The sequence below is a fragment of the Salipaludibacillus sp. HK11 genome (assembly GCF_047795645.1).
In the GTDB taxonomy this organism is placed as follows: Bacteria; Bacillota; Bacilli; order Bacillales; family Salisediminibacteriaceae; genus Salipaludibacillus.
Genome location: NZ_CP181045.1, coordinates 662264 through 679012 on the forward strand (window position 1 = coordinate 662264; position 16749 = coordinate 679012).

General features: G+C 33.7%; 19 protein-coding genes and 2 pseudogenes. 17 read left to right on the forward strand and 4 right to left on the reverse strand.

Translation table 11 applies throughout. From position 1 onward, the window contains the following. The first annotated feature begins 225 nt into the window (after positions 1 to 225). The gene (locus ACM26V_RS03445) at positions 226 to 1968 is read left to right on the forward strand and encodes a methyl-accepting chemotaxis protein (RefSeq protein WP_416150067.1); all 1743 of its coding nucleotides are present in this window, start codon (positions 226 to 228) and stop codon (positions 1966 to 1968) included. Between the two features lie 139 nt (positions 1969 to 2107). Here the strand turns inward: ACM26V_RS03445 and ACM26V_RS03450 are convergent, their stop codons facing one another. Beyond that, entirely contained in the window at positions 2108 to 3271 is a 1164-nt protein-coding gene (locus ACM26V_RS03450) for a thioredoxin family protein (RefSeq protein WP_416150068.1), read from the reverse strand. 554 nt (positions 3272 to 3825) lie between these two features. Between ACM26V_RS03450 and ACM26V_RS03455 the strand changes: the two genes are divergently transcribed. Continuing rightward, entirely contained in the window at positions 3826 to 4923 is a 1098-nt protein-coding gene (locus ACM26V_RS03455; protein WP_416150069.1) for a D-alanine--D-alanine ligase, read from the forward strand. Positions 4924 to 5013: 90 nt separating this feature from the next. Continuing rightward, positions 5014 to 6381 carry a UDP-N-acetylmuramoyl-tripeptide--D-alanyl-D-alanine ligase gene (locus ACM26V_RS03460; protein ID WP_416150070.1) on the forward strand — a complete coding sequence of 456 codons (1368 nt, stop codon included), beginning with the start codon at positions 5014 to 5016 and terminating at the stop codon, positions 6379 to 6381. A 266-nt stretch (positions 6382 to 6647) separates the two neighbouring features. Here ACM26V_RS03460 and ACM26V_RS03465 read toward each other — a convergent pair whose 3' ends face one another. Next, complete coding sequence (locus ACM26V_RS03465) at positions 6648 to 7274, reverse strand: hypothetical protein (protein WP_416150071.1); 627 nt, start codon at positions 7272 to 7274, stop codon at positions 6648 to 6650. Between the two features lie 460 nt (positions 7275 to 7734). Between ACM26V_RS03465 and ACM26V_RS03470 the strand changes: the two genes are divergently transcribed. Continuing rightward, entirely contained in the window at positions 7735 to 8160 is a 426-nt protein-coding gene (locus ACM26V_RS03470; protein ID WP_416150072.1) for an RDD family protein, read from the forward strand. A gap of 73 nt (positions 8161 to 8233) precedes the next feature. Further along, a complete protein-coding gene (locus ACM26V_RS03475) occupies positions 8234 to 8785 on the forward strand; it encodes a VanZ family protein (protein WP_416150073.1) in 552 nt (183 codons plus the stop codon). Between the two features lie 437 nt (positions 8786 to 9222). Here ACM26V_RS03475 and ACM26V_RS03480 read toward each other — a convergent pair whose 3' ends face one another. Further along, positions 9223 to 9384, reverse strand: a complete 162-nt coding sequence (locus ACM26V_RS03480) for a hypothetical protein (protein ID WP_416150074.1) — start codon at positions 9382 to 9384, stop codon at positions 9223 to 9225. Positions 9385 to 9440: 56 nt separating this feature from the next. On the opposite strand from ACM26V_RS03480, the gene ACM26V_RS03485 reads away from it, so the two are divergent. The 5 genes and pseudogenes from ACM26V_RS03485 (at position 9441) to ACM26V_RS03505 (ending at position 11603) form a co-directional block, all read left to right on the forward strand. Next, positions 9441 to 9734, forward strand: coding sequence for a hypothetical protein (locus ACM26V_RS03485; RefSeq protein ID WP_416150075.1), 294 nt, complete (start codon positions 9441 to 9443; stop codon positions 9732 to 9734). A gap of 93 nt (positions 9735 to 9827) precedes the next feature. Further along, the gene (locus ACM26V_RS03490; RefSeq protein ID WP_416150076.1) at positions 9828 to 10103 is read left to right on the forward strand and encodes a hypothetical protein; all 276 of its coding nucleotides are present in this window, start codon (positions 9828 to 9830) and stop codon (positions 10101 to 10103) included. A gap of 93 nt (positions 10104 to 10196) precedes the next feature. Then, positions 10197 to 10568 carry a DUF4440 domain-containing protein gene (locus ACM26V_RS03495; protein ID WP_416150077.1) on the forward strand — a complete coding sequence of 124 codons (372 nt, stop codon included), beginning with the start codon at positions 10197 to 10199 and terminating at the stop codon, positions 10566 to 10568. 159 nt (positions 10569 to 10727) lie between these two features. Beyond that, positions 10728 to 11036, forward strand: coding sequence for a hypothetical protein (locus tag ACM26V_RS03500; RefSeq protein WP_416151778.1), 309 nt, complete (start codon positions 10728 to 10730; stop codon positions 11034 to 11036). Between the two features lie 102 nt (positions 11037 to 11138). Beyond that, positions 11139 to 11603: pseudogene (locus ACM26V_RS03505) on the forward strand (GNAT family N-acetyltransferase). 144 nt (positions 11604 to 11747) lie between these two features. Here ACM26V_RS03505 and ACM26V_RS03510 read toward each other — a convergent pair. Next, the gene (locus ACM26V_RS03510; RefSeq protein WP_416150078.1) at positions 11748 to 12956 is read right to left on the reverse strand and encodes a hypothetical protein; all 1209 of its coding nucleotides are present in this window, start codon (positions 12954 to 12956) and stop codon (positions 11748 to 11750) included. A gap of 307 nt (positions 12957 to 13263) precedes the next feature. Here ACM26V_RS03510 and ACM26V_RS03515 point away from each other — a divergent pair, with 307 nt between their 5' ends. The 7 genes and pseudogenes from ACM26V_RS03515 to ACM26V_RS03545 all read left to right on the forward strand — a co-directional run bounded on the left by ACM26V_RS03515 (position 13264) and on the right by ACM26V_RS03545 (position 16631). Further along, positions 13264 to 13560: a DNA-binding protein gene (locus tag ACM26V_RS03515; protein ID WP_416150079.1), complete on the forward strand. Its 297-nt coding sequence runs from the start codon at positions 13264 to 13266 to the stop codon at positions 13558 to 13560. A 215-nt stretch (positions 13561 to 13775) separates the two neighbouring features. Beyond that, the gene (locus tag ACM26V_RS03520; protein WP_416150080.1) at positions 13776 to 13955 is read left to right on the forward strand and encodes a hypothetical protein; all 180 of its coding nucleotides are present in this window, start codon (positions 13776 to 13778) and stop codon (positions 13953 to 13955) included. A gap of 878 nt (positions 13956 to 14833) precedes the next feature. Continuing rightward, positions 14834 to 15235, forward strand: coding sequence for a hypothetical protein (locus ACM26V_RS03525; protein WP_416150081.1), 402 nt, complete (start codon positions 14834 to 14836; stop codon positions 15233 to 15235). 24 nt (positions 15236 to 15259) lie between these two features. After that, positions 15260 to 15588: pseudogene (locus ACM26V_RS03530) on the forward strand (class I SAM-dependent methyltransferase); the annotation flags it as partial. 335 nt (positions 15589 to 15923) lie between these two features. After that, complete coding sequence (locus ACM26V_RS03535; protein ID WP_416151779.1) at positions 15924 to 16151, forward strand: YczI family protein; 228 nt, start codon at positions 15924 to 15926, stop codon at positions 16149 to 16151. 123 nt (positions 16152 to 16274) lie between these two features. After that, positions 16275 to 16397, forward strand: coding sequence for a hypothetical protein (locus ACM26V_RS03540; protein WP_416150082.1), 123 nt, complete (start codon positions 16275 to 16277; stop codon positions 16395 to 16397). Positions 16398 to 16481: 84 nt separating this feature from the next. Beyond that, positions 16482 to 16631, forward strand: coding sequence for a hypothetical protein (locus tag ACM26V_RS03545; RefSeq protein ID WP_416150083.1), 150 nt, complete (start codon positions 16482 to 16484; stop codon positions 16629 to 16631). Positions 16632 to 16749: the final 118 nt, after the last annotated feature.

Below are 16749 nucleotides of genomic sequence, written 5' to 3' on the forward strand. Positions count from 1 at the left end.
AAAAAACCGTTTGTGTAAAAAAACATGCCTTTCGTGAAAAAAATGAAATAAATAACGCTTACATGATAAGATTCCCTTATCAAATTCCTGGGTTATTAGCCTTAAATAACTCCCTAATTTAGTAAGAATATAAAGGCGATAATTATGATAGGGATAGCCAACAAGTCTTTAAGGGAGTTAATAAAACATTTATACATAAAAATTATGAATTAAAGGATGGAGTTTATGAAAAAGTCAATTGCTAAACGTATTTTGCTAATTTTAATAGTTTTAACTTTTTTATTTGTTATAAATACAGTTTTAAGCGGTATTACAAATTCACAAGTGAAGCTATCATCAGAGTTATTTGCAGAGTATTTTATTCCGTTAAAAGAAGAACAAGTCCAATTAGAAAAGGAAAGAGCGAACTTAGACTTGCAATATCAACAATTAACATTAACGGAACTGGAGAATGAGACGGAACAGAAAAGTGACATTCTTAACCAAGTAGGCAAGATTACTGAGCGTCTTAGTGACATACGTATAATAACAGAAGGGTTTTCAGAAAAATCGATGGATTCAAGGTTAAGTAATGCTTATCAGCCCTACGATTCAGCAATGAGTAATTATCTAGAGGAAGTAACAGAAGCTTTAAATGCGTCAGAAACGGAAACAATAAGTAGTTTCGTAACTTCTGCTAATGAAGTTGTAGAAACTGAAACTAATTTTCTACAAGTAATGGCGGAAAGGATAGCTCACGAAGAAAATTTGATCGATTCAAGGATAAATAGGTCGACATATATTATCTTTGGTATGGCTTTGTTGTTTATTATATCTGCTGTTGTCGCCTTCAGGGTTTCAATCAAAACAATTATACAACCATTGAAGCGTTCAAATAAACAGTTTCAAGACATCATAAAGAAATTGGAACGTGAGGAAGGTGACTTGACTGTTCGGGTTGAAAACAATAGCAATGACGAAATAGGCGAGATGACTACAGGAATTAATCGCTTCTTAGATATCTTACAAACAGCAATGATTTCCATCAAAACAGGTTCAACTACTATTCGCAATTCGAGTGAAAAAATAAGCTCGCATTTACAGAAATCGCAACTATCTACTTCAAATGTTTCTTCGTCACTTAATGAGTTATCAGCAAGCATGGAAGAAATTAGTAGTACTATCGTCAATATTGAGACAGGTGCTCAGCATGTTCTAGCGAAATCAAACGAAATTGCAACAGATGCTGGATCAAACACTGAGCATATCAATGAAGTGAGTGAACGCGCCGAAAAGATTTTTAAGCAGTCAAGTGATAGTAAAATACAAACAGAAAATATGTTGAAAGACATTAATGAAAAGATGGCGATCTCGATTGAAAATAGCCGTTCGGTTGATAAAATCAATACTCTCACATCAGAAATCTTGGATATATCTTCACAAACCAATCTATTGGCACTCAATGCTTCGATTGAAGCAGCCCGCGCGGGAGAGGCTGGGAAAGGGTTTGCGGTTGTTGCCGAGGAAGTTAGAAAACTTGCAGAAAGTACTGAAGCAACAGCTAACAATATTAAATCAATTAGCCGAGGGGCCACTGAAGCGGTGCAATCGCTTGTTGACAATGCTGAAGGTGTTATGAACTATGTTATGGAACAAGTAATTAAGGACTACGATGCATTTTTGAGTATGGCATCAAATTATAAACAAGATATGAGTGTAACGAATGAGATGCTTGAGAGATTTAGTGCGAAATCTACTGATTTAACAATGATTGCGACAGAGATGGCTGAAGGTTTACAAGAAATAACTTCAGCTGTTGAACAGAGTACAGAAGAAGTGATTGGTTCAAATGAGAATACGACAATATTACTAGATGTAATTACATCGATTAATGAAGGGGCAAGCCATAACCTCGAGATTGCTGATTCGTTGAACGAACAAGTGAATACCTTTAAAAAATTAGAAAATGATAAACCAATTACTGAGTAACATATGTATTTATATAACGTCATCCTGCATTACTCAGAAAGTACTAAGAAGTAGTATCTGGAGATGAGAGTGGGGCCTATGTCGTCCCTCTCACTCATCAAAGGTAGAATGGTGATTGACATGATCAATGGAAACTTAATTATTTTCGATGCAAATAGTCAGTTAGTAATCCCAAAATTAACGCCAAGATAGTTCCGGCTACGACAAGAGTGATATTATTTATAGCGGTTGGACCTAGTAACATCAACACTGATAAGAATATCAAAATACAACCGCTAACTAACTTTAATTTTTTTGCAACTCTCATTGAGAAGTCCATGCGTTTCATTGTTATTAAAATAAAAACAAATATGACGATTTCTGTCAAAATATACATAAACAAATAGATTAATAGTAAAAACAGATAACTAATTCCTGATACTCCCAAGTCTTGCATCATTCCGTTCCAAACAATAGGAAACCCAGCAGTACATGGCAATTCAATTAAAGATGCAAATAGAGCAACCATGACTGCCGCGAAAAACAAAGCAATAGTACCCTCTTTTTTTAATAAAAGCGACCTTATTCTATTTGCAAATCCCGTTTTACCTTTGTCTGATATTACAAATGTCATTTTTTCTCTCCCACTCAATGCCTCTTTGACATTTATTGCAGCAAATAGAAAGATAATCGAAAACAACAAAAATCTGACTATAAATATATCAAGAATTTGATTCATAACAGAAAACACGCCTACCATAAATAAACCGTAGATAGAAGCAACGGTTATAATAAATGTTATTCCAACAATCGCCATCTTCTTTCTTGATTGAAGGCGGATAATCATAGACATCAGGAATAACAAGGCCCAAATAGAACAAGGATTAAACCCATCTAAAGAACCAATGACAATAGTAGAAACAAGTGCGTTCCTTTCTGAAATAAGGAAATTATTCATCTCTGGAGTATCTTCGTTATTAATGTTATTTGACAACTTGGTTAAGACGTCATTTTCAATAATGGCATTGTATCCCTGAATTACTTCATCATTAACAATAAACGTAGGTACGACAACTTGTTGAATATCATATTCTTGAAAATAACTAGCAAATTCTTCTTCTTGACGAGTTCCCTCGTATTTAAAAACTGCAACATTTTCATTTCTCTCCAATTCATCTACAAAAGGGGAAGCTTCCGAACATACAGGACAAGAATCTAAATACAAATAAATTACGTTATCTTCTTGATTCTCATCAGATGCAAACGCAGCGGGTGACATAAGCATTACTAATATTAATACAAAAAAGAACCCAAATCTTTTCATAACACTGCTCCTCTTTTTGTTATATGTGATATGTTGAACATGTATTTCCAACTTTCAAACAAGATAATTTCCTTTATAATTTCCAAGCTGAAAAACAAAGAGAGAATAAAAAGTATACGTTAATTTTAACATTTTTCCTGTTATGGAATTTCCAGATTTATGTCCAAAATTAAAATGTTTCGGTATGCTGGTACTTGGAAAATGGGAATAATTTGATACAATTGGAATTAATAAATCAAATCGAAACTGAAGAGAAAGGAGAGGATGATTTTGATTAAGATTATTGACAATAGGGGCGAAGAACATGAATTAATGCTTATAATTTGCACAATCTGTTCTTTTCTTACTTTTAGAAAAATCAAGCGACTAGAACGATATAAAAACAAACTAAAAGATACATTCACACCTTATTAAGTTTGTGGAGGGACAAGGGACCTGTCCCTCTGTCCCTTCTCTGTCCCAAATACATAATATGATGTAAACAATAAAAAATTTGTATTTAAATCGTAGACGAAAATGGTAAAATGATAAGGGAACAGATATGGAGGGTGATTATGAAGATTAAACTAGGATTATTATATGGTGGGAAATCCGCCGAACATAATGTATCATTACAAACTGCAAAAGCAGTCATTAAAGCATTGGATTTAACAAAATATGACGTCCATCCAATATACATTTCAGAAACTGGCGAGTGGGTCAGAGGAACACAACTTGAAGCCCCAGTAGAAGATGTCAAGAAACTTCAATTAAAAGAAGCAGGGGAAACGATTTCTCCGGTTGCGTTAAATTCAGAAATATTCCCAGTTCCAACAAAGGGTGACAGTAACCAAACAGAAGTAAAATTTGATGTGGTTTTTCCGTTGCTTCACGGACCGAACGGGGAAGATGGAACCGTTCAAGGTTTACTAGAACTGATGAACGTTCCATATGTGGGTAACGGAGTGCTGGCATCAGCTGCTGGTATGGATAAAGTTATGATGAAAAACATTTATGAGCAAGCAGGCATTAAGCAACCGAACTATGTATGGTACATTCGCAGTTATTGGGAAAAAGAAGCCGAAGCAGCATACAAGAACATCGAAGATAAACTAGGTTACCCTTGTTTTGTCAAACCGGCAAACTTAGGTTCAAGTGTTGGCATTAGTAAATGTAACGACCGCGAAAGCCTCGAAAAAGCTTTTGTAGAAGCCTTTGAATATGACCGTAAAATCATTATTGAAGAAGGCATCGACGGCCGTGAATTAGAAATTGCCGTTTTAGGAAACGAAGATTTACAATGCTCCGTAGTCGGTGAAATCGTTCCAAAAGAAGGTTTTTATGATTATAAAGCGAAATATGAGGATGGAAGTACCGGACTTATTATCCCTGCGGACATCACAAATGAAGCCTATGAAGAAATGAAACGAGTAGCGATTCAATCGTTTAAAGCCCTCGATTGTTCAGGATTAGTTCGCGCAGACTTCTTTTTAACAAAAGACGGGGAAGTTCTCATGAACGAAGTCAACACAATGCCTGGCTTTACACCAATCAGCATGTTCCCGATGCTGTGGCAACAATCCGGCTTGTCATACGCTAAATTAATCGAAAAACTAGTCGAACTTGGAAGAGAACGTCATCAGGAAAAACAGAAGATTAAACATACCTTTTAAACCATAAATTTAAGAATGAGGTTGACTCTAAGTCAGCCTCGTTTTACATAAGTGTCCCCTATCTAAGATCGATAAGAAGGAGTGAGTACGTTGATAAAGAGAACGATGAAAGAAATTGCTGTGTGGGTGAACGGAGAAATTGGTGGGGCAGATGGTACCCACGACGTTGCTGGAGTTTCCAAAGATACAAGAACGATAGAAAAAGCAAACCTGTATGTCCCAATTGTCGGCGAGAATTTTAATGGCCACGATTTTGTGACAGGAGCTATCGAGAATGGTGCAGTTGGAGCCCTTTGGCAAAAAGATCAGCCGAACCCTCCATCAGATGTCCCACTAATTTATGTCGAGGACACGTTAGTAGCATTACAGAATTTAGCGAAAAACTACTTGGCGAGTTTGCCCACAAAAGTCGTCGCAATCACTGGCAGCAACGGAAAAACAACGACAAAAGACATGGTTACCTCCGTGCTTTCAACGACATATAAAGTTCAAAAAACGGAAGGGAATTACAATAACCACATCGGAATGCCGTTGACGATTCTCCGCCTGGAGGAAGACACAGAAATCGCTGTCTTGGAAATGGGAATGAGCGGAAGAGGAGAAATCGAGCTACTTTCGAATCTAGCACAACCTGATGCTGCAATCATCACAAACATTGGTGAGTCTCACTTACAGGATTTAGGATCTCGCGAAGGAATTTCAGAGGCGAAATTCGAAATCACCGCAGGTCTACAAAAAAACGGAACGCTCATCATCCATGGAGATGAGCCGTTATTAACTGATAAAGTCGCACAAAGTCCGTTTCACGTAATCACCTTTGGTAATCGCGAAACAAACGATTATTGCCCGACGCAGATCCAGCAGAAGAGCAACGGCACATATTTCAGCTTGCATGGTGAGACAGAAACCGAGTATTTTATTCCCGTTCTCGGCAAACACAATGTGAACAATGCCCTCTCAGCCATCGCGATAGCCAAGCAGATGAATGTGTCGACCACTGACATCAAAAAAGGCCTCGAAGCAATCAAAATTACCGGAATGCGAACCGAATTGATCGAAGGCAAAGACGGCGTGACAGTCATTAACGATGCGTATAACGCCAGCCCAACATCGATGAGAGCAGCAATAGACTTGCTTCAAGATTTGAAGAACTACAAGAAAAAAATCGTCGTTTTGGCCGATATGCTCGAACTAGGTGATAAAGAGGACACCTTTCATTACGACATCGGAAAAGGAATCGACACAAATAAAATCGATGAAGTTATCACATTTGGTCAGCTAGCGAGAAAGATAGCAGAAGGCGCCAAGACCAATTTCCCAGAAAATCACGTTCATGCATACAACGACAAACAAGCATTGATCGCTAAACTAAAGGAAACCGTCGAAGAAGGCGATATCGTCCTAATGAAAGGCTCCCGCGGCATGAAATTAGAAGACGTTGTCAACGAATTAATCTAAATCTTTTTTGTTAAAACGCTAAGTTTAAGTGTTAGGAAACATGATCAAACGTAGAAGCTGATTTTGAACGATGATGATTTTCTGTGTTTATAAGGAAGTCTATTTTTAATGAGATTTCTGTTATTACTAACGATGTAGAAGTGCAACGATACAAGATTCACGCTAGGTGAATGATCTTTTACGAAAAAATGGAGTGAATGAATTCAAAAACGCGCAGATATTTAAATCTGTGCGTTTTTCTCATGTTTTCTTTCCTCGTTGGATGGCTAATATTCTGAAGTTTTATATATCCCGTCTAATTGCCATTCTTGATAAAATCGAACGTAGGTAAATTCTTTGGTAGTATATTCCACGTTATTTTTATTCGTAGTCACTTTCACTGTACTTTTCCAAGGTAGTGACAAAACCTCTATTTCACTATCTTTCATTTCGTGAATAAAAGGTAAAATATCTAACATTGTACTTGGAGTAATTGAATTATTAACTAATGTCTCGATAGCGTTTTCGCTTTCCAATAAATCTATCATAAGCTGGTTATGCTTATCTAGAACTTTATGATTAGTCTCGTTTATTCCAATAATTAAAATAGAAAAGCACAGCATAGCGATTAAACCAAGAGCATATTGTTGTTTGCGTTTGAAAGCCGTCACCAAAGATTTATAAGTGACTTCTGTTTTATTAATCTTCAACAAATAATAAATTGCAGCAAAACTTATTGGATATATGATTAAAAATTGCCAAAATAATGTGAATGAAAATTCTCCAAAATTAATAGATGTCTTAATTAGTAGGAAATTCAGTAATACTATTCCAGTACAAAAATTTACTAAATCATTTGAAACATTACCTTTGTTATTGCTAAGAAGAACACGAACGATAATTATTGGCAACATGATTATTATTACTAATGAAATATCACTTAAAAAAGTTATCAAATGGTTTCCTACTTTCCAGCAAAAAATATTAATTTCATTTTCTTACACTTATTTTAACATTAAATTCCAAAAAGAATATGAATATATTTTGTGAAAATAAACCAAACCCACATTGACTCGCATCTTACGAGCTGTCGTTAATGGTCTTTCCATAATAGATATCTTCTGCGAGGATCATTAGTACTTTTAGTTATTCGATATCTCCTCAATATATAATAGTACTCCCAATTCAAATTTTGTTAAGTGATTGGTAAATATATGTTAAAATTAGACAGAAGGTAAAAGAATTTGTCAAAATATGGACTTAAGCTACCGAAAGTTTCTCTTAATAAAAACATATTATTTTTATATAGACGGTAAGTTTTTAGTAGATTGAAAGGAAAGCAATTTACAAAAAAGAGAGGGTAAGGAGATTTATATGGACGTTTTAAAAGCTAGTCCAGTCGGAAATATTGAACGCGGAATTGCACTTGTTATAGATTTAATAATTACCTTTACGATTGCTTTATCACTCAACCTTGCTTTTTTTCATGAAATTGCAATTTCTTTCCTAGGTATAGCAACAGGTTTTTCATATTTTTATGCTGTATTTCTACCGTTATTTTGGAACGGCTATACAATAGGAAAACGTATTGTTGGAATAAGAATTGCTAATGTATCGGGTGAAAAATTAACTATGGGAACGATGGTAATAAGAGAGATTTTAGTAAGAAACCTTCTTTATTATATTGCTTTTGGAATTCTTACGTTCGTAAGCATTTACCTTATTTCAACTAGAAATGACAAGCGTTCCATTCATGATTTATTATCTGGAACTTATGTTACTTCTAATTTGCCAGAGTAAGAGTAGTAGAGAGTGGGGATAAGTAGGTTAGTTTCACAAATTCCTAATTAAATGTATAAAGGGAGTTGCGGGAATGGAACAGTTGTGGAGAGCTTTTAGTGGAGTGCTACCTTTATTCTTGGTGATCATTCCTATCGTTATAATAATTGGTTGGCTTTTTTATCGTAAAGCTATAAAAAATGGAAGTGATAAGAAAAATGCATTATTGTTTTTAATATTACATATACTTTTTGTCCTTTCTATAATTGGTGTAATAATGGTAACTCTCCTTCCAAGACCACATATGGATGGTAGATCACTTCAATTAGTACCTTTTGTAAGTAGTTTAGATCTTTTAATTAAGTCAGTACATTATACAGTTCCTATTAGACTTTTAGGATTTAATATCATTCTATTCATTCCATTCGGCATACTACTGGTTTTAATATTAAAGCCAATGTCAAAAGTAATTATGAAAACTACCTTAATAGGAATGATGTTCTCAATAATTATTGAAATATCGCAGTTTCTTCTTAACATCGGAAGAGTTTCAAATATAGATGATGTAATTTTAAATACTCTTAGGGCATTTATGGGGGCAGTAATAGGCTGTTTTATAAGAATTAAAATTAAAGACTCTATTTAGATTAACCTTTTATAATTAGAAAGGTTTAAATGATGTTGTGAAAATGAGTCACGAGAAGGAGGAGAGAAATTGCTTTATGTATCTGGAATAATTGGATTAGTAGTATTATATATTATTTTAAATTCAATGGGTTACAACGTTTTTTATATTATGCTTAGTACCATTGAGTGGTCAACTAAATATGTATTACCTTGGATAGCTTTGTATTGGCTTATTCAGTTTGTAAAAAGTAAAAAATGATATGGAAAAAGTGTTTATATCTTTAAGTGAAGAACCTTGGATTTTAATTTTAAAATGTAAATTAAATTAGAAATGATTTATTGCAAAGATTAATAGAAGTTGTTTTGGAAAAAGCAAATAAATCATAAACTCTTATTAATTGGGTATTGGTTCATTGTTCCAATGTATTTTTCTTTTCTAATAGTTTCTGTTTTCTATTATTGATTGGTTTTTGATCCTTTCATTTGCGGTGGTATTTCCTGGTACTCATGATATTCAGATTCTTGACGAATAAGCGAATGAAGTTTTCGTTTAGAATTTAACGGTTGTAAAAGGTGTAATTCAGCTGTTGATGCGATAACGAGGAGAAATCCCTTCAATATCAAAAGACATACTTTTATAAGTATCCATGCGACCTACTGAAAGGAGTTAATATATGGAGCAATTTGATTGGTTAGACTTGTTTTTTTCTTTTGTACTAATAATTATTATTATTTCTCCTCTTATATTTTCAAAAGCACAAAAGAAAAGCACTGGATTTATAGGTTTGAAAGGGGTAGTAAAGTCAAGGTGGTTTGGTATACCGCTTATTTATCTTTTACTATTTTCATATTTTGGTTATCAAAATTTAGCTGCTACAATAACTTTTTCAATAATAGTATCTTTCTTTATATCGCTTATAGCCAATACTTTAGTTTACATCTTGAACAAACGGAAAAGTTATCAATAATTCCAAATTAAATTTAAATTTCTTTTTTATAAACGAGGTAGTTACTTGTATAAGTGGTTCAGATTTGTATGTCAAATTAAGGAGGAGTAGTACATGGAAAATACTATACAATATAAAAATGTGAAATCTTACATTACGGTATTATTGTTAGTCTTAACAATTTTATCAACTTGCTCTGTCATCTGGGCAGGCTTTACTGGCAGAGAGTCAATATTTCCGTTCTTATTAACCCTAACACTGTTTTTCACTATAAGTAATTTACAACTTGTTAATGAAAATCCTGAAAGTAAGAAGATATATAAGGTTTTATTTATTCTGTTATGTCTTTCAGTTGTATTAGGATTTGCAAACTTAATTGTCGGAGGATAATGAGTGTGAATCGAAAAAATTCTTCAACTAACTGAGAGCTTAGTGGAAGAAGCTATTATTCTCATGCATTTAGCTATGTAGGGGGTGGATTAGTTGGATATAAATATTAAAGAAGTCTTAAAAAAACTGGAAGAGAGTCATTTAAACACTGAGGTTCGTGGTTCTCCCGAAGAATTGGATAAAATACTTGCTGATGAATTTTTTGAAATAGGAAGTTCAGGTAGAAAAATAAATAAACTGGATTGTATTGAAAGTGGTTTATCATTGGATATTTTATATATATATGACTTTAAAATACATCCTTTAGCTCCCGATGTAATATTAACAACTTATTATATAAATAATAAAACAAAAAAACGTAATACATTAAGAAGTTCAGTCTGGAAGTTCTTAGATGGGAGATGGCAACTTTATTTTCATCAAGGAACTGTAACGAATATATCGGTTGAAGAAATTAGAAGTTAAATATTTTTCTTTATCGTTTCTACTTCAACTGTTTCAATGGCAGTTCCAGTTGTTGTTAAAGTAAAGTATCTGGTTTTGGAATAAGAACAAAATATAAACTTAGGTTATTATTTGGAAAGGATTAAAAGATATATGCATTGTTTCTCTGAACAAGAGGAAATGTATCATTTGAAAGTTGAAGCTGATTTTAGTGCAGACCCCATTTGGTGCATCAAGTGTGGATGTAACCTTGATATAAGACTATTTTCAATTTCTAATGAGCTGATTAAGGAATTAAAAAATTGGATATTAAAATATGGTGAGTGGATTGATATGGAGGATGATACTTTGGTTTCTAATGGCGTGGAACTTGAAGCTCAACATAATAGAATTGGAAGAGAATTAACTGAGAGAGTGAAGAAAGAACTTGGAGAAGGTTATGATGTTATATTTTCTCCGTCAACATTTGCGTCAAATTATCCAATGTAATGATTTTTACTAATTGATAGATTAGTTGAAGAAGAAACTGTGATAACATTGCAAATATTTTACAATGGTGTTTAATCCAATAGCGGGGAGACATACCAAAAAGTGGAGATTATAAAGTTTAAGGAATCTGATATCGATGAGATTGTATCCTTGTTTTATGAGACGATTCATGTCGTAAATTCTAAAGATTATTCACAAGCAGAAATAGATGCTTGGGCACCAAAACGATGAAAAAGAATCGAAAGTGAAAAGTTGGAAAAATAATTGGGTAAAAATATAACATACGTTGCTATAGGTAATGATAAAGTTGATTGTTTTGGCGATATATCAAATAGTGGTCACTTAGATAGACTGTATGTTCATAAAGATTATCAAGGGCAAGGTATCGTTACTACTTTAGTTGATAAACTAAAATCTGAAGTAAAGAAATTAAATCTTTCAGAAATTGGTACAGAAGCAAGTATTACAGCTAAGCCATTTTTTGAACATCGAGGGTACAAAATTGTTTGTTCGTCAATTGCAGAGCGTAGAGGAATTAGATTGACTAATTATAAAATGGTTTTATAAATTAACAGCTAGAGCAAGCTGAAGAACAGTGCCCCCGAGTTTCAGTGGTGGGGGCTGTTCAAAAAAGCGTCCGCTTAAAACGGCTATAAATCAACAATAAATATTAACAGAGACTTTTATAAAAAGACAGTCTGAATCATGCAATTAATTATCTTCTAATGGAATATACTTTAGCTTGCCGTCGCCCATAGATATAGCTACGTGCGATTGCTCTGGATTTAGATGTATCCACCAACTCTTTGATGCCCTGCCTGTTTCTGATCGGAAAATTTTCTCTCCTGCCGGCTCATTCTCTGTCATATCATACTTATAAAGTTCAATAATTTTTCTAGCCCCAGCTTCGTCAATAAAATGAGGGATCACTAAAATTCCATCGTCGGTAATCAAGGAAGTATGCCTACGGTCGAGTATATTCATTCCCGCCTCTTCATAATTTATGCTTACTTTCTCCCCGGTTTCCAAGTTTACCACGTGATATTCATGATCATCATGGGTGTACCCAATAAGATAAGTTAACTTTGGAGAAGAACTGACATGATAATCATCATAAAAGCTGTCGTACATTTCTCTTCCACCTTCTAGAAATAATCCCTCATAGGTAAGTTTGTCCAGAAATTCGTCGTGCTCGTATTCTTTAGAGTAGAATTCAAGTGCCTCCAAATCGATTGCTTCACGGGGATTTCTTTCAGACTCGGTTGATAATATGCCTGTATGGAGAATATACTGATCATCGATTTGAACAATCCGGAATCCTACACTGTCAAATTCCCTTACAATACGATCATTCTCTGTATCCTGTATTTCCAGTGCTTCTCCGGATTGAGTATTAACAAATTGTAAGGTTCGGCCATCTGTCCACGCTACAAATCTTCCATCCTTTGATATAGCTACCTTGGGGTCATAACTGTACAGGTTCCTTCTGTTAAAGATTAATTCGTCGCCGGAGTAAACCCATATCTCGCTCTCAGTGATAAGAGCCATTGTATCTGCTTCCTCAGCGTAATGAACTAATTCCACACTTCTGAATGAGCGGTCTGCTGTGAGGAAATGAATTGCATCATCCTCTCGTGTCAATTCTTCACCTATAAGATCTTCATCTTCAATATCAACTGGTGTAGTATCTAAGGGAACGGGAGGGGGCATTTCCTCTTCCGTGTCGTTCTCTGAGTTATTAGCCTGTTCATGTGAAGCAGTTTCCGAATTTTCGGGAGTAGAAGAGTTTTCTTCACTCATTTTCGTTGCTTCTTGTTCTTCCTGTTCTGTGTCCAACTGAGTGGATTCTTCATTGTCGCCGCAGGCCGACAAAACAATTCCTGCCGTTAATGCAAAGAGTATCAAAGTAATTTGGTTCATTGGTTTTTCCTCTCCTTTTCTCTCTGATTTGAAAAACAATTCTATTTATTGAACATAGTATAACTTACCTGAACACCCAATTTATGTCAAGATCAAAAGATAACAGGGACGGTTTTTGTGGTTGAAAATCTTATATTAAGTAATATAGAAAATTATGTTAAAATAAGAATAAAGACATCATTAAAGTTATTAGTATCGTGAGTGCAAGAATATCAGCTGATTGCTCCAGCTTCCCGAATTCACATCGAGTAACCTGGTTATTTATGTTAAAACGGAAAAAATACAGTGAAGTAATGGGGGAGATAAAATGGAGCTAGACTTTTTCTGGCTTGCTGCTGGACTGGCCTTTGCCGCCTATTTTATCGGCGACGGGATGAAGAATTTTAAAAATCCGAATGGCAAAAACATGATGGATAAGATATCCGAACTAGACGAAATGGAACTTATTCATGAAAAATATGTCCATCATATTCTGGGAATTGACCAGAAGGACGCGGAGGAACTAACGAAGGAACACGCAGATATTCCGCATATCGTAATTAATACAAACATTTATTATCCGAAAACGAGGTTACTCGAATGGGTAGAGGAGATCGGAAAGTAAACTTTCAGAACTTAATACCTTTGGAGTCGATTATGCTATGAAAATATGTATTCGAAACCAAGTGTTATGAAATCTCTCAAGGACTGCACCACATCCAGAGCAAAATGGGTCGTGAAGAGTACGCTCTTACTTAGGTTTGTCAAAAAGGCATGCGAAGGGTGAAAAAACTAAAGTCATTTTGACTTTGATGGATAATGAAGGAGGTAAAAGAACTTATGGGTCCGATTTTAGTGTTTCTTATAATTATTTTTACAGTGGTGATTGATTTTTATTGGTTAGATAGAGACCGTAAAAGATGGGGGTGGATGAAAAGTTGGTCTACCAGAAATAAAGCATTATTTTTTATTGGATTTATTGTAGTTTCTAGTTTGATTTATATAGGTCTAAGTGTTTAAATAACTTTTAGTATTACAATTAATATTTTAGTAATTAGCGGATAGTGGATAAAACTGTGATTGCTATTATGTCAGAAATTTCAAGAATTTTTAAAAAAGTAAACAAACAAAAACTTTGTTGTTGTGGTAAATGAGGTCTTTTGAAGTAAAAAGAAGGATAGGTTAGCAGATATTGTTTCTGCTTTCCTATCCTTTTTTTAACGTCTTATAATGTAACATGTTTAATAATATTTCCTTGAGTTTTAATAAAATCAATATGAAGAATCCTATTTTTGTAAAATGCTTGATAAATATATGTTAAAATTAGACAAAAGGTAACAAAGACTTTGTGAAAAGATGTACTGGAGATAACTAGATGATTAGTTGAGTAAGCTGAAACTTACGAAGTGATAGTCCGTAAACAATATTAGTAGTCAAGTGGTAGTCGTAGAGATAGCAAAACAAGCTGTCACTATTCATATTCCAGTAAAGAGGGAGAATACTTTAATTTTGTATATTGAAACTTACTAAGACTTTTTAATAATTTGATTGCTCTTTAATATAGGTGAATGGTTAAGAAGTGAAAATTGGAAGGTGTAAATTATGGTATATGAATTTGTGATTGGTTTTATCATAACCTTTGTCATACTCAGTATCATTGGTTTTGTGTTACATAAGTTAATTGTGTTAGATAAAATTAATATAAAAAAATTTCTCACTATTTCAGTTGCTCAAAGTATAGTTATCACAGCACTCTTTCTCTGGGTATTTTAGATAACTATTAAACAAACGGAAGCGAGTTTAGTTGAATAAGCCGAAACTTACGAAGTGATAGTCCGTAAACAATATTAATGGTGCTACCAGAGAGAATATTGCAATAAGAGGAAGGAGTGGCCTCGGTGAAAAAAACAACGGTCTTCTCTATTATAATAGGAATAATAATCTTAATTCTAATAGCTCTCATTCTTCCCAAACATAATGAGATGCTTCATTTTTTCAATGTTAAATGGCTTTTAATTTATTCCATTTTATTAAGTGTTTTGTATTTCTTATTTGGCGTCTTGATTGAGACTAAAAGAGTAATTCAAACGTTTTCAAAGAAAATAGAAATTAAAGTAAATTGGTTCCAGCTTAGTTTTGTGTTTATTCTTATAATATTGGTATTCGTTCCTGCACAATATTGGTTTTTGTTGTTTCCTAATCAATTTGCACTTAGTTTTATATTCAGAATTGAAATTCAAGTTATTTTGAACGTTCTTGCAGGTATTTTATTTGTACGGTCTTTTGAAAAAGAGATATAACTTGGCATAAGGGTTGATTATAAAATGTGTAGAGTTGAAGTTAACTGTAAAGAAGAAAAGAAATACGAAAACTACAAATTATTTAAGGAAGATTCATGGCTATATAAACAGTTAAATAAGTAATTGATTTACTACCAATGCTCGAAGGAAAAACTAATCCTAAAGTGCTTGATTTAGGCTCACGAGTCGGGAGAAATAGTATCCCAATTGCACAAGAAATTAAAAATAATGATGGGAAAATTGATTGTGTAGATTTATTGGATCTGCATTCGATAAATGAAACTTTATAGAAAGAGTATGAAGTAGAAGAAGTAATTGAAACAATAAACACCGATATAGGCCATTACGATATTGCAAAGAGAAAAGAAGGATAAAGGCTTTGTTCTAAACTCTTATAAATTAACTTTTAGAAGAAGATTGATACGTTCTTTATGGGGAATTCCATTTGTATCTTTATTATATCTAGCTATATATTGGATTGGTGATTTAACTTCAAGTGAACTCATACTCCTTGGAACTATTTTCTTGTTACTGGTATTACTAGACATTATTTACGATTACATATAATGGAAAAGGAATAAAAAGAAAGAATAACTAATTGTGAAGTGGCGCACTTAAAGTAACGGGTGGTTTAGTTAGATAAACCTTCGCTTTTGTTATAGCGCTAAAGGGGAGTTTATAATTGTTAATGATTTTAAAAGTAATTTTTGCAGTAATCGTTGCTTTTATCGCAGGATATGGATTGATTACGAAGAATTTTGAGTTCCAATCATATGCGATGTTTTTCTTAAGCTTAACGATGTTAGTAATGGGATTAGAAGAATTTCGGAAAGAACGAAAAGTTATGGGTTGGATTAGCATAGTTGCTTTTTTATTTGTATTATTTGCATCACTTTTAGTCTTCTTCTTGACCTAACGGTTAGCGTTAGTAAAATAAGTCAGAGCCACTGGTATGTCTCTATCGGGGAGAATCCTTGAAGAAGGACTAAAATATTTTTTATCCAATAATGTAATTAAATTTGTTTAATGGGGGAATTATATGTGGATTTTATTACTATTTGTCGTTATAGGTGTTGGTACCATTGTAGGATACCTGAAAGAGCAATCAAATCAAAACAAAAGAATTATAGAACTACTTGAAGAGATAAAAAACGAAAATTAATAAGATATTGTTCAACAAACGGAGTAGCACTAGTTGAACAAGCTGCAATTGTTAGATATTGCTAAAATGTAAGGGGGAAATATATTGAGAGTGTTATTAGAGTTGCTAAGGATTATTCTTATCTTTACTTTTCTCGGAATGCTTTTAGGTGTCATTCCTCATGCTATTTATTCAACAATCGGTATTGATTCTGAAAAATACGGATGGTTATATATGCTGGGTGTTTTATCGTAATATTTGTTTTATATAGAAACAAACTACAATTTAGTGGTTGGTACAAGGGGAAAGGAAGTGAAGAACTGTCAAAAGGACTTTCAAAAAATTTAACAATAAGTGCTATCATTTTGCTTCT

Excerpts from the sequence above, each read along its gene's own strand:
- ACM26V_RS03465 (WP_416150071.1), bottom strand. The coding sequence starts at position 7,274 with ATGTTGCCAATAATTATCGTTCGTGTTCTTCTTAGCAATAACAAAGGT.
- ACM26V_RS03485 (WP_416150075.1), top strand. The coding sequence starts at position 9,441 with ATGGAGCAATTTGATTGGTTAGACTTGTTTTTTTCTTTTGTACTAATA.
- ACM26V_RS03515 (WP_416150079.1), top strand. The coding sequence starts at position 13,264 with ATGGAGCTAGACTTTTTCTGGCTTGCTGCTGGACTGGCCTTTGCCGCC.
- ACM26V_RS03490 (WP_416150076.1), top strand. The coding sequence starts at position 9,828 with ATGGAAAATACTATACAATATAAAAATGTGAAATCTTACATTACGGTA.
- ACM26V_RS03475 (WP_416150073.1), top strand. The coding sequence starts at position 8,234 with ATGGAACAGTTGTGGAGAGCTTTTAGTGGAGTGCTACCTTTATTCTTG.
- ACM26V_RS03540 (WP_416150082.1), top strand. The coding sequence starts at position 16,275 with ATGTGGATTTTATTACTATTTGTCGTTATAGGTGTTGGTACCATTGTA.
- ACM26V_RS03445 (WP_416150067.1), top strand. The coding sequence starts at position 226 with ATGAAAAAGTCAATTGCTAAACGTATTTTGCTAATTTTAATAGTTTTA.
- ACM26V_RS03500 (WP_416151778.1), top strand. The coding sequence starts at position 10,728 with ATGTATCATTTGAAAGTTGAAGCTGATTTTAGTGCAGACCCCATTTGG.
- ACM26V_RS03450 (WP_416150068.1), bottom strand. The coding sequence starts at position 3,271 with ATGAAAAGATTTGGGTTCTTTTTTGTATTAATATTAGTAATGCTTATG.
- ACM26V_RS03535 (WP_416151779.1), top strand. The coding sequence starts at position 15,924 with ATGATTTTAAAAGTAATTTTTGCAGTAATCGTTGCTTTTATCGCAGGA.
- ACM26V_RS03470 (WP_416150072.1), top strand. The coding sequence starts at position 7,735 with ATGGACGTTTTAAAAGCTAGTCCAGTCGGAAATATTGAACGCGGAATT.
- ACM26V_RS03455 (WP_416150069.1), top strand. The coding sequence starts at position 3,826 with ATGAAGATTAAACTAGGATTATTATATGGTGGGAAATCCGCCGAACAT.
- ACM26V_RS03520 (WP_416150080.1), top strand. The coding sequence starts at position 13,776 with ATGGGTCCGATTTTAGTGTTTCTTATAATTATTTTTACAGTGGTGATT.
- ACM26V_RS03510 (WP_416150078.1), bottom strand. The coding sequence starts at position 12,956 with ATGAACCAAATTACTTTGATACTCTTTGCATTAACGGCAGGAATTGTT.